This is a genomic window from Limnohabitans sp. 2KL-17 (assembly GCF_003063415.1).
Lineage (GTDB): Bacteria > Pseudomonadota > Gammaproteobacteria > Burkholderiales > Burkholderiaceae_C > Limnohabitans_A.
Genome location: NZ_NESK01000007.1, coordinates 15,506 through 37,815, shown reverse-complemented (window position 1 = coordinate 37,815; position 22,310 = coordinate 15,506). Strand labels below are relative to the sequence as shown.

At 58.5% G+C, this 22,310-nt stretch carries 19 protein-coding genes; 18 read left to right on the top strand and 1 reads right to left on the bottom strand.

Going from position 1 to position 22,310, the window contains the following annotated elements; genetic code table 11:
• The first annotated feature begins 1 nt into the window (after nucleotide 1).
• The 18 genes from murD to B9Z45_RS04500 all read left to right on the top strand — a co-directional run bounded on the left by murD (nucleotide 2) and on the right by B9Z45_RS04500 (nucleotide 20,855).
• Nucleotides 2-1,702, top strand: coding sequence for a UDP-N-acetylmuramoyl-L-alanine--D-glutamate ligase (murD, locus tag B9Z45_RS04585; RefSeq protein WP_108406057.1), 1,701 nt, complete (start codon nucleotides 2-4; stop codon nucleotides 1,700-1,702).
• A 47-nt stretch (nucleotides 1,703-1,749) separates the two neighbouring features.
• Complete coding sequence (gene ftsW / locus B9Z45_RS04580; protein ID WP_108406135.1) at nucleotides 1,750-3,000, top strand: putative lipid II flippase FtsW; 1,251 nt, start codon at nucleotides 1,750-1,752, stop codon at nucleotides 2,998-3,000.
• Nucleotides 2,997-4,061: an undecaprenyldiphospho-muramoylpentapeptide beta-N-acetylglucosaminyltransferase gene (gene murG, locus B9Z45_RS04575; protein ID WP_108406056.1), complete on the top strand. Its 1,065-nt coding sequence runs from the start codon at nucleotides 2,997-2,999 to the stop codon at nucleotides 4,059-4,061. Before ftsW ends, murG begins: the two co-directional genes overlap by 4 nt.
• Complete coding sequence (gene murC / locus B9Z45_RS04570) at nucleotides 4,058-5,467, top strand: UDP-N-acetylmuramate--L-alanine ligase (protein WP_108406055.1); 1,410 nt, start codon at nucleotides 4,058-4,060, stop codon at nucleotides 5,465-5,467. Before murG ends, murC begins: the two co-directional genes overlap by 4 nt.
• Nucleotides 5,461-6,429, top strand: coding sequence for a D-alanine--D-alanine ligase (locus B9Z45_RS04565; protein ID WP_108406054.1), 969 nt, complete (start codon nucleotides 5,461-5,463; stop codon nucleotides 6,427-6,429). Before murC ends, B9Z45_RS04565 begins: the two co-directional genes overlap by 7 nt.
• An 8-nt stretch (nucleotides 6,430-6,437) precedes the next feature.
• Nucleotides 6,438-7,214: a cell division protein FtsQ/DivIB gene (locus B9Z45_RS04560; RefSeq protein ID WP_233252073.1), complete on the top strand. Its 777-nt coding sequence runs from the start codon at nucleotides 6,438-6,440 to the stop codon at nucleotides 7,212-7,214.
• 40 nt (nucleotides 7,215-7,254) lie between these two features.
• Nucleotides 7,255-8,484 (top strand): cell division protein FtsA, encoded by a 1,230-nt coding sequence (gene ftsA / locus B9Z45_RS04555; RefSeq protein WP_108406052.1) that lies wholly within the window; start codon nucleotides 7,255-7,257, stop codon nucleotides 8,482-8,484.
• Nucleotides 8,485-8,617: 133 nt separating this feature from the next.
• On the top strand, nucleotides 8,618-9,832 hold the full coding sequence (ftsZ, locus tag B9Z45_RS04550) for a cell division protein FtsZ (protein ID WP_108406051.1): 1,215 nt from the start codon (nucleotides 8,618-8,620) through the stop codon (nucleotides 9,830-9,832).
• A 135-nt stretch (nucleotides 9,833-9,967) separates the two neighbouring features.
• A complete protein-coding gene (gene lpxC / locus B9Z45_RS04545; protein ID WP_108406050.1) occupies nucleotides 9,968-10,891 on the top strand; it encodes a UDP-3-O-acyl-N-acetylglucosamine deacetylase in 924 nt (307 codons plus the stop codon).
• Nucleotides 10,891-11,487 carry a YqiA/YcfP family alpha/beta fold hydrolase gene (locus tag B9Z45_RS04540; RefSeq protein WP_108406049.1) on the top strand — a complete coding sequence of 199 codons (597 nt, stop codon included), beginning with the start codon at nucleotides 10,891-10,893 and terminating at the stop codon, nucleotides 11,485-11,487. Before lpxC ends, B9Z45_RS04540 begins: the two co-directional genes overlap by 1 nt.
• 44 nt (nucleotides 11,488-11,531) lie before the next feature.
• Entirely contained in the window at nucleotides 11,532-13,586 is a 2,055-nt protein-coding gene (locus B9Z45_RS04535) for a ribonuclease catalytic domain-containing protein (RefSeq protein WP_108406048.1), read from the top strand.
• Nucleotides 13,558-14,496: an energy transducer TonB gene (locus B9Z45_RS04530; RefSeq protein ID WP_233252072.1), complete on the top strand. Its 939-nt coding sequence runs from the start codon at nucleotides 13,558-13,560 to the stop codon at nucleotides 14,494-14,496. The genes B9Z45_RS04535 and B9Z45_RS04530 overlap by 29 nt, the downstream gene beginning before the upstream one ends.
• Before the next feature lie 42 nt (nucleotides 14,497-14,538).
• Nucleotides 14,539-15,273 (top strand): monofunctional biosynthetic peptidoglycan transglycosylase, encoded by a 735-nt coding sequence (mtgA, locus tag B9Z45_RS04525; protein ID WP_108406046.1) that lies wholly within the window; start codon nucleotides 14,539-14,541, stop codon nucleotides 15,271-15,273.
• A gap of 29 nt (nucleotides 15,274-15,302) precedes the next feature.
• Nucleotides 15,303-15,851 (top strand): crossover junction endodeoxyribonuclease RuvC, encoded by a 549-nt coding sequence (gene ruvC, locus B9Z45_RS04520; RefSeq protein WP_108406045.1) that lies wholly within the window; start codon nucleotides 15,303-15,305, stop codon nucleotides 15,849-15,851.
• A gap of 50 nt (nucleotides 15,852-15,901) precedes the next feature.
• Nucleotides 15,902-17,056 (top strand): rod shape-determining protein RodA, encoded by a 1,155-nt coding sequence (gene rodA / locus B9Z45_RS04515; RefSeq protein WP_108406044.1) that lies wholly within the window; start codon nucleotides 15,902-15,904, stop codon nucleotides 17,054-17,056.
• A complete protein-coding gene (locus B9Z45_RS04510) occupies nucleotides 17,053-17,940 on the top strand; it encodes an NAD(P)-dependent oxidoreductase (protein ID WP_108406043.1) in 888 nt (295 codons plus the stop codon). Before rodA ends, B9Z45_RS04510 begins: the two co-directional genes overlap by 4 nt.
• Nucleotides 17,941-18,040: 100 nt before the next feature.
• Nucleotides 18,041-19,501 carry a metalloprotease TldD gene (tldD, locus tag B9Z45_RS04505; protein ID WP_108406134.1) on the top strand — a complete coding sequence of 487 codons (1,461 nt, stop codon included), beginning with the start codon at nucleotides 18,041-18,043 and terminating at the stop codon, nucleotides 19,499-19,501.
• A 232-nt stretch (nucleotides 19,502-19,733) separates the two neighbouring features.
• Nucleotides 19,734-20,855, top strand: coding sequence for a 3-deoxy-7-phosphoheptulonate synthase (locus B9Z45_RS04500; protein WP_108406042.1), 1,122 nt, complete (start codon nucleotides 19,734-19,736; stop codon nucleotides 20,853-20,855).
• Between the two features lie 63 nt (nucleotides 20,856-20,918).
• Here the strand turns inward: B9Z45_RS04500 and mpl are convergent, their stop codons facing one another.
• Nucleotides 20,919-22,286 carry a UDP-N-acetylmuramate:L-alanyl-gamma-D-glutamyl-meso-diaminopimelate ligase gene (gene mpl, locus B9Z45_RS04495; protein ID WP_108406041.1) on the bottom strand — a complete coding sequence of 456 codons (1,368 nt, stop codon included), beginning with the start codon at nucleotides 22,284-22,286 and terminating at the stop codon, nucleotides 20,919-20,921.
• Nucleotides 22,287-22,310: the final 24 nt, after the last annotated feature.

The window sequence follows — 22,310 nt, the reverse complement described above, 5'->3', positions numbered from 1 at the left end:
CATGCAGCTTCAAGGCCAACACGTTCTGATTCTCGGTTTGGGTACTTCGGGCCTGGCAATGGCCCGTTGGTGCGCCCATGCCGGCGCAGAAGTGACGGTGGCCGATACCCGTGAAGCGCCGCCGCAGTTGTCGGTGCTGCAGGCCGAGTGGCCGCAGGTGCGGTTTATATTTGGCCCCTTTGTCGCCAGTCTGGTTGAGGGCACTTCGGTGCGCGCTGTGTTCCGTAGCCCTGGCCTGGCACCCAGTGTCGTGGCCCCGGTGGTCGACGCAGCCCATGCCATCGGCCTTTGGCAAGGCGGTGAGCTCAGTTTGTTTGCTGATGGCCTGCAAGATTTGAAAGCCCGTTTTGGCTATGCCCCCCAGGTCCTGGCGATCACGGGCACCAACGGCAAAACCACGGTGACTTCGCTCACGGGGCAACTCGTGGCACGTGCGGGAAAAACGGTGAAGGTGGCTGGCAATATTGGCCCCACCTTGCTCGATACATTGGCCGAAGCCATGGCGCATGCCGATATGCAGGTGGCTCAGCAAGACCTGGAACGCGAAGAAAAACAGGTGACTGAGCCGGTCAACGATGCCCGCATTGAAGCGCTCCAAAGCGCCGACCACGAAATCCTGGACACACCGGATGGTGAAGAGGACGAGCCGCGGCCGCAGGCCCCGGTGGCGCCCGCGGCCGTTCACCCCATGGCCGGTGCATTGCCACAAGTCTGGGTGCTGGAGCTGTCCAGCTTTCAACTGGACAGCTGCGAGGGTTTTGAGCCCACAGCCGCCACGGTGTTGAACATTTCACAAGACCATTTGGATTGGCACGGTTCGATGGCTGCTTATGCAGCAGCCAAGGCCAGAATTTTTGGTGCACAGGCCTTGATGGTGCTGAACCGTGAAGACCCGCAGGTCATGGCCATGCGTCCCCAGCCCGTTCGGGTCAAGCTGCAAAAACCCCTAGAGCGTGCCTGCGTGACATTTGGTGGCGACATGCCAACCCGGCCTGGTGATTTCGGTATTGAAGTGATGAACGGCATGACCTGGTTGGTGCGTGCACTGGAAGCCGATGAAACCCGCAGACGTCGCAAAGAGGAAGCCGAGGAGCTGCACATCCAGAGCTTGATACCCGCAGATGCCTTGCGCATTCGGGGTCGTCACAACGCTGTCAATGCGCTGGCGGCACTGGCTCTGGCCAGCCATGCCGGTTGCGCCTTAGGACCCATGCTTTACGGCCTGCGCGAATACCGGGGTGAGCCGCACCGCGTGGAATCGGTGGCCATCGTCCATGAAGTGGAATATTTCGATGACAGCAAGGGCACCAATGTCGGTGCAACCGTGGCGGCTTTGCACGGTTTGGGCCTTGACCGTCGCGTCGTGGTGATTCTGGGCGGTGATGGCAAGGGCCAGGACTTTGGCCCGTTGTTTGAACCCGTTACGCGCTTTGCGCGGAGCGTGGTCTTGATCGGCCGTGATGCATCACGCATACGGGAGGTTTTGCAAGGCAGTGGCGTGCCATTACAGGATGCGGTAGACATGGACGATGCGGTCGCGCAAGCGGCTGCGCTGGCCCAAAGTGGCGATGCCGTGTTGATGTCACCCGCGTGTGCCAGTTTTGACATGTTTGACAACTACGGCCACCGTGCTGAGGTCTTTCGCACGGCGGTTGCCCGCCTGGCCGAGGTGGCGGGCGTGTCGATGGAGGGCGGGTTGTGAGCGACATCTTGTCCATCAACCAACGCATTCAGGCAGGCTTTGCGCGCATGGGCCGACTCTTGACGGGCCGCACATTGAGCGGACAGGGTGCGGGTTCTCAAGCCCTTCCCGTGAATCTGGGCAGTTATGACTTTGCCCGCAACGCCCCAGGATCGGCGACCCGTTTGCAAAGTGTGGACCAGGCGCTGGTCTGGGTGGTCGTGGCCTTGCTCATGTGGGGCATGGTGATGGTTTATTCGGCATCGATCGCCATGCCGGACAACCCCCGTTTTTCACGTTACACGCAGACCCATTTCCTGACCCGTCATGTAATTTCCATGCTGGTTGGCAGCGTCATGGCTCTTCTTGCTTTTCAGATCCCCACAGAAACCTGGGAAAAAATTGCCAGGCCTCTGTTTGTGATTTCCCTGGTTTTGTTGGCATTGGTCCTGATTCCGTTCATCGGCAAAGGGGTCAATGGTGCACGGCGCTGGATTTCCTTTGGGGTCATCAATTTTCAGCCGTCCGAGTTGGCGAAATTTGCCACCATCATTTATGCAGCCGATTACATGGTGCGCAAGATGGAAGTGAAAGAGCGGTTCTTTCGCGCCGTCTTGCCCATGGGCGCAGCAGTGGCACTTGCAGGTGTATTTTTGCTGGCCGAACCTGATATGGGTGCCTTCATGGTGATCGCCATCATTGCGATGGGTATTTTGTTTTTGGGGGGTGTCAATGCCCGCATGTTCTTCCTGATTTTCGCGGTGCTGGTGGGCGCATTCGTGATGATGATTGCCGCATCCTCCTGGCGCAGGGAACGTATTTTTGCGTACCTTGATCCGTTCAGCGCCGAGCATGCGTTGGGCAAGGGCTACCAGTTGTCCCACTCTCTGATTGCCATCGGACGTGGCGAGGTCTGGGGCGTTGGGTTGGGGGGCAGCGTGGAAAAGTTGCACTGGTTGCCAGAGGCGCATACCGACTTCTTGTTGGCTGTGATTGGTGAAGAATTTGGCTTGGTGGGTGTGTCACTGGTGATTTTCATGTTCTTGTGGCTCAGTCGCCGCATCATGGTGATTGGCCGTCAGGCCATCGCGCTGGACAAGGTTTTCTCGGGTTTGGTCGCCCAGGGGGTGGGTATCTGGATCGGTTTTCAGTCCTTCATCAACATGGGTGTCAATTTGGGGGCATTGCCCACCAAGGGTTTGACGCTGCCCTTGATGAGCTATGGGGGCTCGGCCATCATGATGAACCTGATCGCCATCGCTGTGGTGTTGCGCATAGATGCCGAGAACAAACAGATGATGCGTGGAGGGCGGTCATGAAAACCAAATGCGCATTGGTCATGGCTGGCGGCACAGGGGGGCATATTTTTCCAGGACTGGCTGTGGCAGAGGCATTGCGTGAAAAAGGATGGCGCGTGCATTGGCTGGGCGCACCCGACAGCTTGGAAAGCCAATGGGTACCACCGCGTGGTTTTGTCTTTGAAGTGGTGGCCTTTGGTGGTGTTCGCGGCAAAGGCATTCAGACATTCGCGCTGCTGCCTTTGCGTTTGCTGCGGGCGTTCTGGCAAAGTTTGCTGGTGGTTCGCCGCGTTCGGCCTGATGTGGTTCTCGGCTTTGGTGGCTACATCACATTCCCAGGTGGGCTGATGGCCAGTTTGTGTGGAAAGCCTGTCGTGTTGCATGAGCAAAATTCGGTGGCGGGCCTGGCCAATAAAGTCCTGGCGCAGATTGCTGATCGGGTCTTCACAGCATTTCCAGGCGTATTCAAGCAGGGTCAATGTGTGGGCAATCCACTGCGCCGTGAGTTCACGGAGCAAGCCCCTCCGGCAGACCGTTTTGCTGGCCGGACAGGTCCATTGCGGATCCTTGTAGTGGGTGGCAGTCTGGGCGCCAAGGCCCTGAACGACATCGTGCCGCAGGCCTTGGCTTTGATGCCTGCACACACGCGCCCACTGGTGACACACCAAAGCGGGGCAAAACAAATTGACGCCTTGCGGGCCAACTACGAGGCGGCAGGCATCCAGGCGGAATTGACGCCGTTCATTGATGACACGGCCACCGCATTTGCGCAGGCTGATCTGATGATCTGTCGGGCAGGTGCCAGCACGGTGACCGAAATTGCAGCCGTGGGTGCGGCGGCCTTGTTTGTGCCCTTTCCCTTTGCGGTGGACGACCACCAAACCACCAATGCACAGTTTTTGGTGGCGCAGGGCGGGGGCTGGCTTCTGCCGCAAGCCGAGTTGACAGCGCAGGCACTGGCTGAGCGTCTCTCGGGTTTGAATCGGGAGACTTTATTGGCCTGTGCACAACAAGCCTACGTGCAGCGAAAAACAAATGCGACCCGAGAAGTCGTATTGGCTTGTGAGGAACTGACAGCATGAAACACGCCATCCGAAAAATTCATTTCATCGGCATTGGTGGCTCTGGTATGAGTGGTATTGCCGAGGTGCTGCTCAATTCGGGATATGTCATTTCCGGCTCTGATCTGTCAGACAGTGCCACACTGCGGCGCTTGGCGGCATTGGGAATCAAGACCCATGTGGGCCACGCTGCAAGTAACGTCAAGGATGCCGATGCAGTGGTCACATCGACGGCTGTGAAGTCTGACAACCCTGAGGTGCTGGCTGCACGCGAACGTCATATCCCGATCGTGCCGCGCGCGGTCATGCTGGCCGAACTCATGCGCATGAAGCAGGGCGTTGCCATTGCGGGCACACACGGCAAGACCACCACCACCAGCTTGGTGGCCAGTGTGTTGGCTGAAGCCGGTTTGGACCCGACTTTTGTGATCGGAGGCCGGCTGAACAGTGCGGGCGCCAATGCCAAACTGGGCACGGGTGATTACATCGTGGTTGAAGCAGACGAGTCGGATGCCTCATTTTTGAACCTGCTGCCGGTGATGGCTGTGGTGACCAACATCGACGCCGACCATATGGAAACATACGGCCACGATCTAAAACGACTCAAAGCGGCATTCGTGGAGTTTTTACACCGGATGCCTTTTTACGGCACGGCCATTGTGTGTTCTGACGATCCCGGGGTTCAGTCCATCGTGGGTGACATCGCCCGGCCTGTGACCACCTACGGCTTGAACGAAGGCGCTCAGGTGCGTGCTGTGGATGTGCGTGCCGAGAATGGCCGGATGCATTTCACCGTGCAACGGCGCAACGGCGTGACTTTGCCAGATTTGCATTTGGTGTTGAACCTGCCAGGGAACCACAACGTGCTCAACGCGCTGGCGGCAGTGGCTGTAGCGGTTGAATTGGGTGTGGACGATGCGGCTGTGCAGCACGCATTGGCAGGGTTCAAAGGGGTCGGTCGTCGCTTTCAACGGTATGGCGATGTGCGGGTGGCCGGTGGTGCAGGCGCGTTCACATTGATCGATGACTATGGCCATCATCCGGTTGAGATGGCCGCTACGCTCGCTGCGGCCCGTGGCGCATTTCCTGGACGGCGTCTGGTGCTGGCATTCCAGCCGCACCGCTACAGCCGCACCCGTGATTGCTTTGAAGATTTCGTGAAAGTGATTGGCCAGGGCTGCGACAGTGTGTTGTTGTCCGAGGTTTATGCCGCAGGTGAGGCCCCAATCGTGGCTGCTGATGGCCGCTCGCTGGCCCGTGCGTTGCGCGTGGCCGGCAGGGTGGAGCCGGTGTTTGTGGATGCGATCACGGACATGCCCCAAGCTGTCCTGAACAACGCCCGCGATGGCGATGTGGTGATCTGCATGGGCGCTGGATCCATTGGCGCAGTACCCGCCAAAGTCGTTGAGATGGGAGGTGCATCGTGAGTACCTTCAATTTCCGCAAGGTTGCCGTTCTCATGGGTGGGCGCTCTGCCGAGCGTGAAATCTCTTTGATGTCTGGACGAGGTGTGTTGAGAGCGCTGCAGTCGTCCGGTGTAAATGCGTCAGCGTTTGACACGGCCGAGCGTGATTTAAGTGAGTTGAAGCGTGAGGGTTTTGACGCGTGCTTCATTGCTTTGCATGGCCGCTATGGCGAAGACGGCACGGTGCAAGGTGCGCTTGAGTTGCTGGGCATTCCCTACACCGGATCGGGTGTGATGTCCTCCAGCATCGCCATGGACAAGACCATGACGAAGCGCGTTTGGCTGGCCGAAGGCTTGCCCACACCCGCCTATGTGTTGGTGCGTCGCGAGCAATTGGACAGTGTGTCGGTGGACGGTCTTGTGAAGGCCTTGGGCCTGCCAATGATTGTCAAGCCTGCTCGGGAGGGGTCTTCGATTGGTGTGACCAAGGTTGAGCAGGTCAAAGACTTGCCTGCCGCATTGACGATGGCCGCGAAGTGCGATGCCGACATTTTGTGTGAACAATGTATCGTGGGAGATGAGGTGACTTGTCCGGTGTTGGGTGAAGGTGATACAGCCAAGGCTCTGCCGGTGATTCGCATCGTTGCGCCTCAGGGCAACTACGACTACCAGAACAAGTACTTCACCGATGACACCCAATATTTGGTGCCCAGTGGCTTGCCTGCAGCCGAAGAGGCTGAGATTGAAACCTTGGTGATCAAGGCTTACCAGGTGCTGGGCTGCCGAGGCTGGGGGCGCATTGATGTGATGATCGATGCATCGACACGGCAACCCTACCTGCTCGAGATCAACACTTCGCCGGGCATGACAGGGCATTCACTGGTGCCCATGTCCGCAAAGGCTGAAGGCATCAGCTATGAAAGCTTGTGCTGCCAGTTGCTGGACGCTGCCAAGCTGGACCATGCGCAGGAGGATCAAGGGTGAAAAAATCCATGCCCCTGCCAATCGATATCAGGCTCATGAACATGGCCGCTGCATCGCTGGTGCTTGTATTCGTGTTGCTGCTTGTGGGTGGGGTGGCCTGGTGGCTGCTGCGTCACCCCGCCTTCGCGATTCAGGCGATCACGGTGCAAGGTGAAGTGACACGTAACAACGCGGTCACATTGCGGGCCAATGTGATGCCGCAATTGAGTGGCAACTTTTTCACCATCGATTTGAACCGCACGCGCGAAGCATTTGAAGCTGTGCCTTGGGTTCGGGGTGCGGTGGTGCACCGTGACTTCCCCAACCGTTTGAGAGCGGTGTTGGTGGAGCATGAGCCCATGGCCCTTTGGGGTGACGATGGCGCTAACAAAATGGTGAATCAGCAAAGTCGTGTATTTGAAGCGAACGTGGAAGACCTCGACGTGGAAACTTTGCCGCGTTTGAAAGGCCCTGATGACCAGTCGGCTGTTGTTGTGCAGATGTACCGTGATTTGGTGCCCCTATTTGAAGCCATGGATATGGGCATTGACCGACTCGAATTGACGCCACGAGGCAGTTGGCGTGTGCAAACAGAACGAGGTGCCTTGCTGGAGTTGGGCCGGGGTACAGAAGCTGAAATCGCAGCGCAGCTGAAAGTTTTTTTCAGTACGCTTTCGCAAGTGACGGCCCGTTATGGCCGCACGCCCACAGCCTTGGCGGGTGCAGATTTGCGCCACAAAGATGGTTATGCCTTGCGCTTGCGTGGCGTCACTACGCTGGAAGCAGATGGCAATAAAAAGCCCTAAGAGATCAAAACGCAAGAATGAAACGGAAACGGTGATTGATATGGCAAAAGAGTACAAAGATCTGGTGATTGGCTTGGACATAGGCACATCCAAAGTCATGGCGGTGGTGGCCGAGGTGATGCCGGACGGTTCGCTGAAGATTGCAGGACTTGGTATTGCGCCGGGCAATGGCCTCAAGCGTGGCGTGGTGGTCAACATTGATGCCACGGTGCAAAGCATTCAGCAAGCGCTGAAAGAGGCCGAGTTGATGGCAGATTGCAAGATCACCCGCGTGAACGTGGGCATCACCGGCAGCCACATTCGAGGGCTCAACTCCAGCGGCATGGTCGCCATCAAGGACAAGGAAGTCACTCAGGCTGATGTGGCACGTGTGATGGAAACCGCCCGTGCCATCAACATCTCGACAGATCAACGCCTACTCTTGGTGGCCCCACAGGAATTCGTGATCGATGGGCAAGAAGTCAAAGAGCCGATCGGCATGAGCGGCATGCGTCTGGAAGCCAAAGTGCACATCGTCACCGGTGCACAAAGTGCTGCAGAAAACATCATCAAGTGCGTGCGCCGCTGTGGGCTGGAAGTGGACCAGTTGTTGCTTAACCCCCAGTCCTCCAGCCTGGCCGTGTTGTCAGAAGACGAGCGTGAGCTCGGCGTGGTGTGCGTTGACATCGGCGCGGGAACCACCGATGTGGCGATTTTTGCCAACGGCTCCATCCGTCACACAGCAGTGATTCCGATCGCCGGTGACCTGATCACCAGTGACATCGCCATGGCCTTGCGCACGCCTACCAAAGACGCCGAAGACATCAAGGTGGAAAGCGGATTCGCCAAGCAGTTGCTGGCCGATCCTGACGCGCAGGTGGAAGTGCCTGGGCTGGGTGACCGTGGCCCACGCATGCTGAGTAGGCAGGCGCTGGCAGGCGTCATCGAGCCACGCATTGAAGAAATTTTCTCGCTGGTGCACCAGGTTATCCGCGAATCGGGCTACGAAGAAGTGTTGTCTTCGGGCATCGTGCTCACTGGCGGCAGCGCCATCATGCCCGGCATGGTCGAGTTGGGCGAAGACATTTTTCTCAAGCCCGTGCGCCGCGGCCTGCCCAAGTACGCAGGAGGCTTGGCCGATATGGTCAGTCAGCCGCGCGCTGCCACCGTGATGGGCTTGCTTGAAGAAGCCCGTTTGGCCCGCTTGCGTGGTTACAAGGTCACACAAAAGAAGAGTTCCGTGAACAACGCTTTTGGCCGATTCAAAGACTTTATTGTGGGGAACTTCTGATGAACTGGAAAAACCCCTATTTAGCCAAAGCCAGTCCACCGGCAGCGCGACCGTGTCGATGTTGGTATTCCCGTCCCAATAAAAACGCTTTCAGAACACCCAGGCAACTGCAAACCAATTTAGGAGAAGCACCATGACCATTGAAATGATCCAAACCGAAGAATTCAACCAAGGCACCCAGATCAAAGTGATCGGCGTCGGCGGCGGCGGCGGCAACGCTGTTGAACACATGATCGAGCGCCAAGTCCAGGGCGTTGAGTTCGTGTGCGCCAACACCGACGCACAAGCCTTGGCCCGCAGCGCCGCACACCGCTTCATCCAGTTGGGTCAAACCGGTCTGGGAGCAGGCAGCAAGCCTGAAAAAGGCCGCGAAGCTGCAGAAAGCGCAGAAGCCGATATCCGCGCTGCGATCGAGGGCGCGCACATGTTGTTCATCACCGCCGGTATGGGTGGCGGCACAGGCACAGGCGCTGCGCCAGTGATTGCGCGCATCGCCAAGGAGATGGGCATCCTCACCGTGGGTGTGGTGACCAAACCGTTCGAGTTTGAAGGTGGCCGACGCATGTCCAATGCCGATTTGGGCATGCAGGAACTCGAAGCCAATGTCGACTCACTGATCGTGGTGCTGAACGAAAAGCTGCTGGAATTGCCCGGTGGCGAAGACATGACGCAAGACGAGGCTTTTGCCCATGCCAACGATGTGCTCAAGAACGCGGTGGGCGGTATTGCCGAAATCATCAACGTGCCAGGGCATGTGAACGTCGACTTTGAGGATGTGCGCACCGTGATGGGTGAGCCCGGCAAGGCCATGATGGGTACCGCTGCGGCCAGTGGCCCGGATCGTGCGCGCATTGCCGCTGAACAAGCTGTGGCTTGTCCACTGCTTGAAGGGGTGGACCTGTCGGGTGCCAAAGGTGTTTTGGTGCTGATCAGTGCAGCCAAAGGCTCCTTGAAGCTGTCCGAGTCCAAGCAAGCGATGAACACCATCCGTGCATACGCTTCGGAAAATGCCCATGTGATCTACGGTACAGCCTATGACGAGTCGCTGGGTGACGAAATCCGTGTGACCGTTGTGGCCACAGGCTTGTCAAAACTGGGTGCTCGCCGCACGGCTCCGCCGCTGCAAGTGCTGCGCACTGGCACCGACAACGTGCCCTTCACCATGGGCGGTCAAAACGCAATGGCTGCATCGACGCAGGCGGGCGCACCCTTGGCCACCAGCGGCATGAACACACCTGCCATCTGGCGCAGCAACCGCACCCATGCCGCTGCCCGTGTGGATGGCATGGCCAGTGCGGGGATGGACGACATCGAAATCCCCGCGTTCTTGCGCAAACAGGCAGACTGATCTGCTGATCTGCTGATCTGACGGACATTTCGGGTGCTTTGGGGGCAGATGGGCATGTGCCTGTCTGCCCCCAATTTGCGTGTGGATGAATGCCTTGTCAACGCCATTGAATTCCTGGCCCTTTAAAATTTGCACATGCTTGCACAACGTACTCTCAAAACCCTGACCAAAGCCGTGGGTGTCGGTTTGCACAGTGGCCAGCGGGTCGAGTTGACCCTGCGCCCGGCGGCACCGGACACTGGTATCGTGTTTCGCCGGATTGACCTGCCGGAGCCGGTTGATATTCCGGTCAGTGCCGAGGCGGTGACCGATACCCGCTTGGCCTCAACGATTTCTGTGGGGCAAGCCAAAGTCTTGACGGTCGAGCACCTGATGTCGGCCTGCGCAGGTTTGGGGATTGACAACCTGTATGTCGACATCACCGCTGAAGAAGTGCCCATCCTTGACGGGTCGGCTTCCTCATTCGTCTTTTTGCTGCAAAGCGTGGGTGTGGTGGAGCAGTCTGTGCCCAAGCGCTTTGTGCGCGTGCTCAAACCTGTGGAAGTGTCTGAAGGGGAGGGTGAGAACATCAAGTGGGCGCGTTTGACGCCCTACCATGGTTACAAACTGAGTTTTGAAATCGACTTCCGTCATCCTGCCGTCGACTCCACGGGGCAGCAAGTGGTGTTCGACATGTCTGAGGGTGTGTATGCCCGCGACATCGCCCGAGCCCGAACCTTTGGCTTCGCCAAAGATGTGGAGATGTTGCGCGCCAATGGCCTGGCCCTGGGTGGGGGACTGGACAATGCGATCGTGATGGACGATTACAAGGTGCTTAACTCGGATGGTCTTCGCTATGACGATGAATTCGTCAAGCACAAGATTCTGGACGCCATGGGCGATTTGTACATCTTGGGCAAACCGCTGTTGGCCGCATACAGCGCTTTCCGTTCAGGGCATGCCTTGAATAACCGCTTGCTGCGGGAGTTGTTGTCGCGTCCTGATGCCTATGAAGTGGTGACCTTTGACAATGCCTCTGAGGCCCCCCGTGGACTGGCCGCCCTTCAACCTGCCTGGTGATGACCCGCACCACCCACCTGCTTTATTTGCACGGTTTCCGGTCTTCGCCGAATTCGGCCAAAGCCCAAAAAATGGCGTGGATTGTTCAGGCAGACCATCCGGGCGTGACTTGGTGGTGCCCGCAGTTGCACGCTTCTCCCCGTCAGGCCATCGATGCATTGTTGGCGGGTGTTTCAGCCTGGCCTCGAGAGCGCATGGCGATCATGGGGTCTTCGTTGGGCGGCTTTTATGCCGCCTGGCTGGCACAGCAACTGGGTTGCCCGGCCGTTTTACTCAATCCCGCTGTGCACCCCGCGCGTGATTTGGCGGGCTACATTGGCGAACATCCGGCTTGGCACGACCCCTCTCAAAAGGTTTTCTTTGAGGCGGACTATGTGCGGGAACTGGCCGATCTGGAGTCGAAAATTCAGCCCCACCAGCCCCACACAACAAAAAAACTGGCCGTGATCGCCAAGGGGGATGAGGTGCTGGATTGGCGCGAAATGCTGGCTTGCCATGAGGCCGGGCGTGTGCGCCTGGTGGAGGGCGGCGATCACGCGCTGAGCGATTTCGACCTTTACCTGCCCGAAATCCTGGAATTTCTTCGCTTGGCCTGATCCCTTGTGCCCTTCCAGGTGGTGTCACATGGGAAAATCGGGTCATGTACGCATTATTTGAAGAAGCCGGCAAATTCATGGCCGGACGGATCCTTTCCGAAGCCGAAGCCTCCGCCCAGGTGGAGCTGGATTCGGGCAAGCGGGTCAAAGTCAAGGCAGCACAAATGCTACTGAAGTTTGACAAGCCAGCCCCTGCCAGCTTGCTGAGCGAAGCCTCGGCTTTAAGCCAAAGCATTGAGCTTGAATTGGCCTATGAATTCGCCTCTGAGGAAGAATTCGGTTTTGCCGATCTGGCCAAAGACTATTTCAGCGAAGGCGCCACCACGGTGCAACAGGTGGCCGCATTGCTGAGGCTGCACGAAGCACCTCATTATTTCCGCCGGGGGGGCAAAGGCCGCTACCGCAAAGCGCCCGCTGAAATCGTGCAACAGGCCTTGCTCGCCATCGAAAAAAAGAAAGAGATCCAGGCGCAAATCGAGGCCTGGTCTGCCGAACTGATGGCAGGGGTCTGCCCAACCCCTGTGCGGGAGCAGTTGTACAAAATTCTGTTTCGGCCGGATAAAAATACCCCCGAGTACAAAGCCGTGGTTGAGGCCAGCAAAACCAGCCAGACGGCACCTTTGGATCTGTTGCAAAACGCAGGTGCCATCGCGTCAGCCTGGGATTTTCATTGGCAGAGGTTCTTGTTTGACCTGTTCCCCAAAGGCACGGGTTTCCCGGCGCTGCAAGCCCCGGCCATTCACGACGAGTTGCCTTTGGCCTCCGTGCAGGCCTTTTCGATCGATGACTCGCACACCACCGAGATCGATGACGCCTTGTCCCTGCAAGGCCTAGGCACAGGGACTGTCACGGTGGGCATCCACATTGCGGCCCCTGGCCTGGCCTTGTCGCCAGGCGGTGCAATCGACCAGTTGGGGCGACAGCGTTTGTCCACGGTGTACATGCCAGGCTACAAAATCACCATGCTGCCCGACAGTGTGGTGCAGGCCTACACCCTGATCGAGGGCCGTGACTGCCCTGCGGTGTCTTTGTATGTGACCTTCAATGAAACCGATCTGGAAGTGCTGAAGACCGAAACGCGTGTCGAACGTGTGGCCATTTTGGCCAACTTGCGGCATGACCAGCTCGATCAGACCATCACCCGTGAATGGCTGGAAAGCGCCGAGGCCGATACCCCGACCGATTTGCCGGTGGACCGGCCGACGTTGGCATTTTTCTGGCGCTTGGCCCAGACCCTCAAGACCCGCCGTGAGGTGGTGCGTGGCAAACCCGAGAATTTCAACCGCCCTGATTACAGCTTCAAACTGGATCGCCCGAGCAACGAGGCCCCACCGACAGGCGACGAGGTGGTGCGGATTGATGCGCGCCAGCGCGGTGCACCGCTTGATTTGATGGTGGCTGAGGCCATGATCCTGGCCAACAGCACTTGGGGCCAGTGGATGGCCAGCCTGGGTGTGCCCGGTATTTACCGCAGCCAGGCCAGCATGGCGCCGGGCGTCAAGGTGCGCATGGGCACCAAGGCTTTGCCACATGCCGGGATTGGCGTTCCAAGCTACGCCTGGAGCACATCCCCTCTGCGTCGCTACACCGACTTGGTCAATCAATGGCAAATCATTGCGTGTGCGCGCCATGGTGCCACGGCCGCGTTGGCTGCACCATTCAAACCCAAAGATGCCGAGTTGTTTTCCATCATCAGTGGTTTTGATGCCGCCTACAGCGCCTACAACAGCGTGCAGTCCAGCATGGAGCGCTACTGGACATTGCGCCATGTACAGCAGCAAAGCATCGACGAGCTGGAGGCCAGTCTGGTCAAGGAAATGGGTGGGGGCATCTGGCTGGTGCGGGCTGATAGCTTGCCGTTGATGTTCAGCGTGATGGGTGCGCAAGGTTTGATGCGGGGTGCGCGCGTGCGTGTCAAATTAGGTGAGGTGGACTTGATGGCACTTGACGTGAATGGCACGGTCACAGCGCATCTGGATGCGCCTGTGGTGTCAGCAGACCAGGAGGCTGAGGACCAGGAGGAAGACGAGGCGATCAATGCTGGGCCGCTGACGATTGCTGTTGATTTGAATGACAGCACGCAAAGCGATGGTGCTTGAAAGCGGTCAGCCAGCGACTGAGGACCCCACCTGGTGGCGGCAGGCGATACGTCGCCACACCTTTTGGTGGGCCTTGGGTTTTTCTGTGCTGGTCCATGCGTCCCTGATCGCCTGGCGCTTTGCCGATCCGCAAAGTTTCAACCGTGTTTTTGAGGACACCTCTCTGGAGGTTCTGCTGGTCAACGCCCGCAGCGAAAAGGCCCCTGAACGGACGCAGGCCCTGGCCCAGGTGCAACTGGCAGGGGGAGGTCAAACGACCCGATCGCAAACTTCAAGTTCACCCTTGCCACCTTCTGAAACCCAGGAATTGGGCACTGACATCGGAGCCATGCAGCGCCAGATTGAAGCACTGCGGCTGCAGCAAATTCGCTTGTTGACCCAGCTTCAGCAGGAGTTGTCGGCATTGACCCGGGACCCTTCAGGCGAAAGCGCTCAGGCGCCAGATCGTCAGGCAATGCAAGAGCGACAACAGCAGTTGGCCAGCCAGTTGACACGGATTGACCAACAGGTCCAAAAAAATCAAAGTGGCCCCCGCAAGCGTTTCATCAGTCCGGCTACCCAAGAGGCTGTTTATGCGCTGTACTATGACAAACTGAGGCAGACCATAGAAACGCGCGGCACGCTCAATTTCCCTCAGGTGGGGGGGCAAAGACTCTATGGCCAATTGACCATGGTGATCACGGTCGATGGCCGTGGGCGCCTCGTTCAGACCGAGGTTGCCCAAACTTCTGGCCAACCCTTGCTGGACCAACGGGCGGTGGCGATTGTTCGCAGTGCAGCCCCGTTTGAGGTGTTCAGCGCTACCATGCGGCGTCAGGCGACACAAATTGTGGTCGTTACAAGATTTCAGTTCTCCAAAGAGGGCACATTGGACACGCGCATGCTGGCTGCCGATGAGTTACAGCCCTGACAGGTCGGGCTGTACTTTGAAACAAAAAGAGAAAGGATGTCAATGCGGGCTTTTGTGCGGTGGTTTTTTCTGGTCTTGCTGGCCGTGTTGGTGTTGCAGGTATTTTTTGTTTTCCGTATCGCCAGCATGAACGCGCTGGCACCGCAATCGACTTCTTTTGAGCGCTCGCAGATCTGGCAAATCGTGAGTCGGCAAGGCCGCTTGCCCTGGCGCCAGGAGTGGGTGGATTACAAAAAAATCTCACCCGGTTTGCAGCGAGCGGTCATTGCTTCCGAAGACAGTGCATTCACCCAGCATGGCGGTGTCTGGTGGGAGTCTTTGGAAAAGGCCTGGGAAAAAAATGCCAAGGCCAAAGCGGTGGCTGAGCAGCGTGCCCAGCGACGACCGGATACCAAATCCACCCACGTAAAAATTGTGGGCGGCTCGACCATCACCCAGCAACTGGCTAAAAATCTTTTCTTATCTGGTGAACGCACCTTGTGGCGCAAAGGCCAGGAGATGTTGATCACATTGACCCTGGAAACCGTGCTGTCCAAGCGGCGTATTCTGGAGATTTATTTGAACAGCGTGGAATGGGGTGAGGGCGTTTTCGGCGCCGAGGCGGCTGCGCAACATTACTTCAGGAAAAGCGCGGCACAGCTGAATGATTGGGAGGCCGCGCGACTGTCCGTGATGCTGCCTCGTCCCCGGTATTTTGAGCAACGGGCGCAGTCGGCTTATCTGGCCAGCAGGGCCGAAACGATCATGGCTCGCATGGGTGATGTGGTGTTGCCATGAGTGCATTGACAACACCCGCTCCCCAAACCGTGCGCATCTTGGGCATTGACCCTGGCCTGCAGACCACGGGGTTTGGTGTTTTGGACATGACCGGTTCACGCCTGCAATATGTGGCCAGCGGGGTGATCGAGACCACCCGGGGAGACATGGGCAATTTACCCGCCCGGCTGAAGGTGATTTACGACGGAATCCGTGAAATCCATGCCCGCTACCAACCGGATGTGGCGTCGGTCGAAATCGTGTTTGTCAACATCAACCCGCAAGCGACCCTGCTGCTGGGTCAGGCAAGAGGATGTTGCTTGACGGCCCTGGTGTCGTGTGATCTGCCCGTGGCCGAGTACACCGCCTTACAAATGAAGCAATCGGTCACTGGACACGGGCGGGCTGCAAAATCACAGGTCCAGGAAATGGTCAAACGCTTGCTTCAATTGCCCGTGGTCCCGCGCCAGGATGCCGCCGATGCCTTGGGCATGGCCATCACACACGCCCATGCCAGCCCGTCCATGAACAAACTGGCCGCTCAAGGTGTGCTTCATCGTAAAACCCACGGCATGTTCCGGAGTGGGCGAAGCCACTGAGGCGGTGGTTGGGCCGTATTTTTCAAACCCAGCCTGAGATAATCTTCCCTATGGGTTCAGTCATTCAAAAACCGACGCTGTTTCAGCGCCTGAGGTATCTGCTCAAGGGGTTTGATGGCCCGTTGGCATTTGCCGTGTTCATGCTCGCCTGCGCGGGCTTGTTGATCATGTTCTCGTCTGGATATGACCACGGCACCCGTTTCGTTGACCACGGGCGCAACATGCTGCTGGCGGGCGCCATCATGTTTGTGGTGGCTCAAATGCAACCCCAAAAGATCATGGCTTGGGCCGTGCCGGTTTACACGATCGGCGTGGTCTTGCTGGTGGCGGTGGCCATTTTTGGCATCACCAAAAAAGGCGCACAGCGGTGGGTTAATCTGGGCGTAGTCATACAGCCCAGTGAGATTTTGAAAATCGCCTTGCCTTTGATGCTGGCGGCATGGTTTCAAAAACGCGAAGGTCAATTGAGGCCTTTTGATTTTGCGGTGGCGCTGCTCATTTTGGGCATTCCCGTTGGCCTGATCATGAAGCAGCCTGATCTGGGCACGGCCTTGCTGGTCCTGGCTGCAGGGCTGGCCGTGATTTTCTTTGCGGGGCTCCAGTGGCGGTGGATCTTGCCACCCGTGGCCTTGGGCGTCATCGGGGTGGTGGTTTTGGTCATCATGGAGCCGACCTTGTGTGCTGACGGCTTGGACTGGCGGGTTTTGCACGAATATCAGCGGCAACGTATTTGCACCTTGCTGGACCCGGCGCGTGACCCGCTTGGCAAAGGATTTCACATCATTCAAGGGATGATCGCCATCGGTTCGGGCGGGTTCTGGGGCAAGGGCTTCATGCAAGGCACACAAACCCACCTGGAGTTCATTCCTGAGCGCACGACGGACTTTATTTTTGCCGCTTATGGCGAAGAATTTGGTTTTGTGGGCGGACTGTTCCTGATTTTCTGGTTCTTTTTTCTGGTGTATCGGGCCCTGATGATTGCGGCCGACGCGCCCACCTTGTTCAGCCGTTTGCTGGCAGGCAGCATGGCCATGATCTTTTTCACCTACGCCTTTGTCAACATGGGCATGGTCAGCGGCATCTTGCCGGTGGTGGGGGTGCCTCTGCCTTTCATCAGCTACGGCGGCACCGCCATGGTCACCCTGGGCTTGGCGCTAGGGATACTGATGTCGATTGCCAAGTCCAAACAACTGCTTCAAACATGAATACACACCTGTCCGTTGTGATCGTTGGCGCCGGCAACATGGGTGGCGGCATGCTTTCCCGTTTGTGTGAACTGGGTTGGTCTGTCGGGGTGCATGACACCGACCCGCTGGCCCATTCCCGCGCGGTCCTGAAGGGGGCCATACCTTGCCCTTCGGCCCTGGAAGCCGCTCGCAAGCTGGCACCCGATGGCGTGTTGCTGGTGGCGGTGGTCGATGCGGCGCAAACCGAGGCTGTGCTCTGGGGTGAGGGCGGCGCGTGCGCTGCGCTTCAACCAGGCCAGGCCGTGATGCTTTGTCCGACCCTGGGGCCTGGCACTGTGCAGGCTCAGGCCGAGCGACTGGCGCTGCTGGGCATTGGTTGCATTGATGCACCCATGTCGGGCGGCCCCTTGCGGGCCCAAGACGGCAGCATGAGTTTGATGGTGGCCTGCTCGGATGTGCTGTGGGCGCGCAGCCAAAACCTGCTGGATGCCTTGAGCCAAAAGGTGTTCCGGGTCGGCACCCGTGCCGGTGACGGTGCGCGAACCAAACTGGTGAACAACTTGCTGGCGGCGGTCAATTTGGTGGGTGCTGCCGAGGCTATGGCTTTGGCCGAGCGCCTGGGCCTGGACCCGAGGGTCACGTTGTCGGTCATTGAGGCCTCCAGTGGCCAAAGCTGGATCGGCTCAGACCGTATGCATCGCGCTTTGCAAGATGATTTTGCGCCACGCGCTCACGTCACGCTGTTGGCCAAAGACACTGGCTTGGCCGTTCAGGCTGCCGAAGAGGCGGGTTTTGACCCACCTTTGGGCCGATTAGCCAAGGACCTTTTTGCACAGGCCCTGGGCATGGGCTGGGCTGATCTGGACGATGCCGCCTTGCTGCAACTGATGCGCCAGCGTTGAGGAGGTCTGCGGGCTTGCCCGTCAGGGGCTTGCCTGTCGCTGGGGGCTTGGTTCTTTCCGGCCCGGGCAAGGGTCTTGATCCATGCCTACAATGAGTGTCATGATTTCACGCGAACCCACCATCGAACGCTTGGCCACGGCCCGGTCCCTGTTGCTTGAGCCTTTTGGCCTTGACGAAACCCACCTGAGCCAAGCCTTGGCCGCCATCAAAGCGCACGCTGTGGACGATGCCGATTTGTACTTCCAGTACACCCGTTCCGAAGGCTGGAGCCTGGAAGAGGGCATCGTCAAGACTGGCAGTTTCAGCATTGACCAGGGTGTGGGCGTGCGTGCGGTGTCAGGTGAAAAAACCGCCTTTGCCTACTCTGACGATATTTCACAAGCCTCCCTGATGGACGCTGCCATGACGGTGCGCACCATCGCTTCGGCAGCGCAAAACAAGCGCATCAAGGTGCCGGCCCGCAAAATTTCTGCCAGCCGCTCGCTCTACCCTTCGCTGGACCCGATGTCCACCCTGGACAGCACGGCCAAAGTCAAGCTGCTGGGCCGCGTGGAAAAGACCGCCCGAGCCAAGGACCCACGCGTGGTGCAGGTCATGGCGGGCTTGGCGACCGAATACGACGTGGTCATGGTCGCCCGTGCCGATGGCACGCTGGCCGCCGATGTACGCCCCTTGATTCGATTGTCTGTCACAGTGATCGCCGAGCAAAACGGTCGCCGCGAGGTGGGCAGTGCGGGTGGTGGTGGCCGTTTCGGCCTGGCCTACTTCGACGATGCCATGGTCGAAACCTATGTGCAAGAGGCCGTATCTGCCGCGCTTATCAACCTCGAAGCCCGCCCTGCGCCTGCAGGGGAGATGACCGTGGTGTTGGGCAATGGCTGGCCGGGTGTGCTGCTGCATGAGGCCGTTGGCCATGGCCTTGAGGGCGACTTCAACCGCAAGGGTTCCAGTGCGTTCAGTGGTCGAATTGGCCAGCGCGTGGCCGCCAAGGGTGTGACGGTGCTTGATGATGGCACCATCGCCGACCGGCGTGGCTCGCTGAACGTGGACGACGAAGGCCATGCCAGCCAGAAAAACGTATTGATCGAAGACGGCATTCTGCGCGGGTACATCCAGGACGCCATGAACGCCCGTCTGATGGGCGTCAAGCCTACGGGCAATGGCCGCCGCGAAAGCTATGCCCATGTGCCCATGCCGCGTATGACCAACACCTACATGCTGGGTGGTGACAAGAGCCCCGAAGAAATCGTGGCCAGCATCAAAAAGGGTTTGTACGCCACCAACTTTGCCGGTGGTCAGGTGGACATCACCAGCGGCAAATTCGTGTTCTCGGCCAGCCAGGCCTACTGGGTGGAAAACGGCAAGATCCTCTATCCCGTCAAGGGGGCGACCCTGGTTGGCAGCGGCCCGGAGTCGCTCAAGAAAATCAGCATGATCGGCAATGACATGAAGCTCGACTCGGGCGTAGGCACTTGCGGCAAGGAAGGCCAGAGCGTACCTGTGGGTGTGGGGCAGCCAACCTTGCGCATCGATGGCCTGACCGTGGGCGGCACGGCTTGAACGGGCCTTCGGGTTTGTCCGCGTGCCTGCGTGTCAGGAACGGTCATCAAGCTGTGATACATTGAATCCATGTCTTTGTGCAGCGCTTTCTTTTACTTTTTTTATTTTTGGTTCTCAGTCCCCGGCGGACGAGAGGCGAGCGCGTAAGCACCCGAACATCTCGACACACACCGCCGGAGCCTCAAAGCCCGGCGGTTTTTTTTGACCTGTTTTTATATCCGAGGAGTCCACGATGAACGCCAAAACCACAGCCCCTGAAAGCTGGTATTCGAATGTTGCCGACCGCACCGGTCAGACCGATGACGAACGCATCAAGGACATCACTGTGCTTCCTCCACCCGAACATCTGATTCGCTTCTTCCCGATCTCCGGTACGGCCACGGAAACGCTGATCTCTCAAACCCGCCAATCGATCGTCAAAATCGTACACGGCAAGGATGACCGCCTGCTGGTCATCATCGGGCCTTGTTCCATTCATGATCCAGCTGCAGCGCTGGATTACGCCCGCCGCTTGAAGCCCCTGCGAGACCAATACGCAGACACCCTCGAAATCGTGATGCGGGTTTACTTTGAAAAACCGCGCACCACCGTGGGCTGGAAGGGTCTGATCAATGACCCCTACCTGGATGAGAGCTACCGCATCGACGAAGGCCTGCGCATTGCGCGCCAGTTGCTGATCGAAATCAACCGCCAGGGCGTGCCTGCTGGCAGCGAGTTTCTTGACGTGATATCCCCCCAATACATCGGCGACCTGATCAGCTGGGGAGCCATTGGCGCTCGCACGACTGAAAGCCAGGTGCACCGTGAACTGGCTTCCGGCCTGTCCGCGCCCATTGGTTTCAAAAATGGGACGGATGGCAACATCAAGATCGCCACCGATGCGATCCAGGCCGCAGCGCGTGGCCACCACTTTTTGTCGGTGCATAAAAATGGCCAGGTCGCTGTGGTGCAGACTCAAGGCAACAAGGATTGCCATGTGATATTGCGTGGCGGCAAAGCCCCCAATTACGACGCCGAGAGCGTGGCCGCAGCTTGCAAGGAGCTGGAAGCCGCAAAGCTGCCAGCCACTCTCATGGTCGATTGCAGCCACGCCAACAGCAGCAAAAAGCATGAACGCCAGATCGACGTGGCCAAAGACATCGCAGCGCAGATCAGCGGCGGTTCGCGCCAGGTTTTCGGTGTCATGGTCGAAAGTCACCTCGTCGATGGCGCCCAGAAGTTCACGGCCGGCAAAGATGACGTGACAAAGCTGACTTACGGCCAGAGCATCACCGACGCCTGCATCGGCTGGGATGACAGCATGGGCGTTTTGCAGGTGCTGTCTGATGCAGTGAAGGCACGACGGTCACGCTGAATTGCACAGGTCTTGCGCCATGAAAAAGCCCGCATCTGCGGGCTTTTTCATGGGTGATATGCGCTAGCGCTGCAAGGCTTCCAGCAGCTTGGCGTGGACGCCGCCAAAGCCGCCATTGCTCATACACAGCAATTGGTCGCCAGGCTGCACCTGGGCCATGACCTGTGCGATCACTTCGTCAATGTTGGCGCCCACTTGCGCTTTTGCGCCCATGGGTGCGAGGACGGCTGCGGCATCCCAGCCCAGACCACCTGAATGGCAAAAAGCCAGATCGGCTTCTTCTAGGCTCCAAGGCAACTGGGCTTTCATGGCGCCCAGTTTCATGGTGTTGCTGCGTGGCTCAAAGATGGCCAGGATGCGCGCCTTGCCAATCTGGCGGCGCAAGCCATTGACTGTGGTGCGGATCGCCGTGGGGTGGTGGGCAAAGTCGTCATAGACGGTGATGCCTTTCACTGTGCCACGCAGTTCCATGCGTCGTTTGACGTTCTCGAAAGTGCCCAGCGCCTGCGCCGCCAAGACGGGGCTCACGCCGACATGCTCTGCGGCAGCAATGGTTGCCAGCGCGTTGAGCTGGTTGTGCACGCCGCCGATGCACCATTGCACGCCGGCCACGGCTTGGCCCGCCTGCAACACTTTGAAGTTGGACGGTTCGCCTTCGGCGACGAAGTCGCTCACGGTCGATCCAAAACTGCGGACTTCGCTCCAGCAGCCTTGTGCCAGCACGCGCGTCAGGCTTTCCTCCAAGCCATTGACCACCACCCGGCCTGAGCTGGGCATGGTGCGCACCAAGTGGTGAAACTGGCGCTCAATGGAGGCCAGGTCGTCAAAAATGTCGGCGTGGTCGAATTCGAGGTTGTTTAAAATCGCCGTGCGTGGGCGGTAATGCACGAACTTGCTGCGCTTGTCGAAAAATGCTGTGTCGTATTCGTCGGCTTCGATCACGAAATACTTGCCACTGCCCAGGCGGGCGGAGACGCCAAAGTTCAGGGGCACGCCACCGACCAGGAAGCCGGGTTGCAGACCGGCTTGCTCCAGCACCCAGGCCAGCATCGAGGTGGTGGTGGTCTTGCCGTGCGTGCCAGCAACGGCCAGCACATGGCGTCCTTGCAACACTTGCTCTGACAGCCATTGCGGACCACTGGTGTAGGGCGCACCAGCCTCCAGAATGGCTTCCATCAGTGGGAATTTGGGGCTCCCATCGCCCAGGCGGGCACGGCTGACGACGTTGCCGATCACGTAGATGTCGGGGTTCAAGGCCAGCTGCTCGGCACCAAAGCCCTCTATCAAGCCAATGCCCAAAGCGCTCAATTGGTCGCTCATGGGGGGGTAGACGCCCGCGTCACAACCGGTCACCCGGTGTCCGGCTTCCCGCGCCAAGGCGGCCAATCCACCCATGAAGGTGCCACAAATGCCCAGAATATGTATATGCATGTCCGGATTTTAGGGGGGATGCAA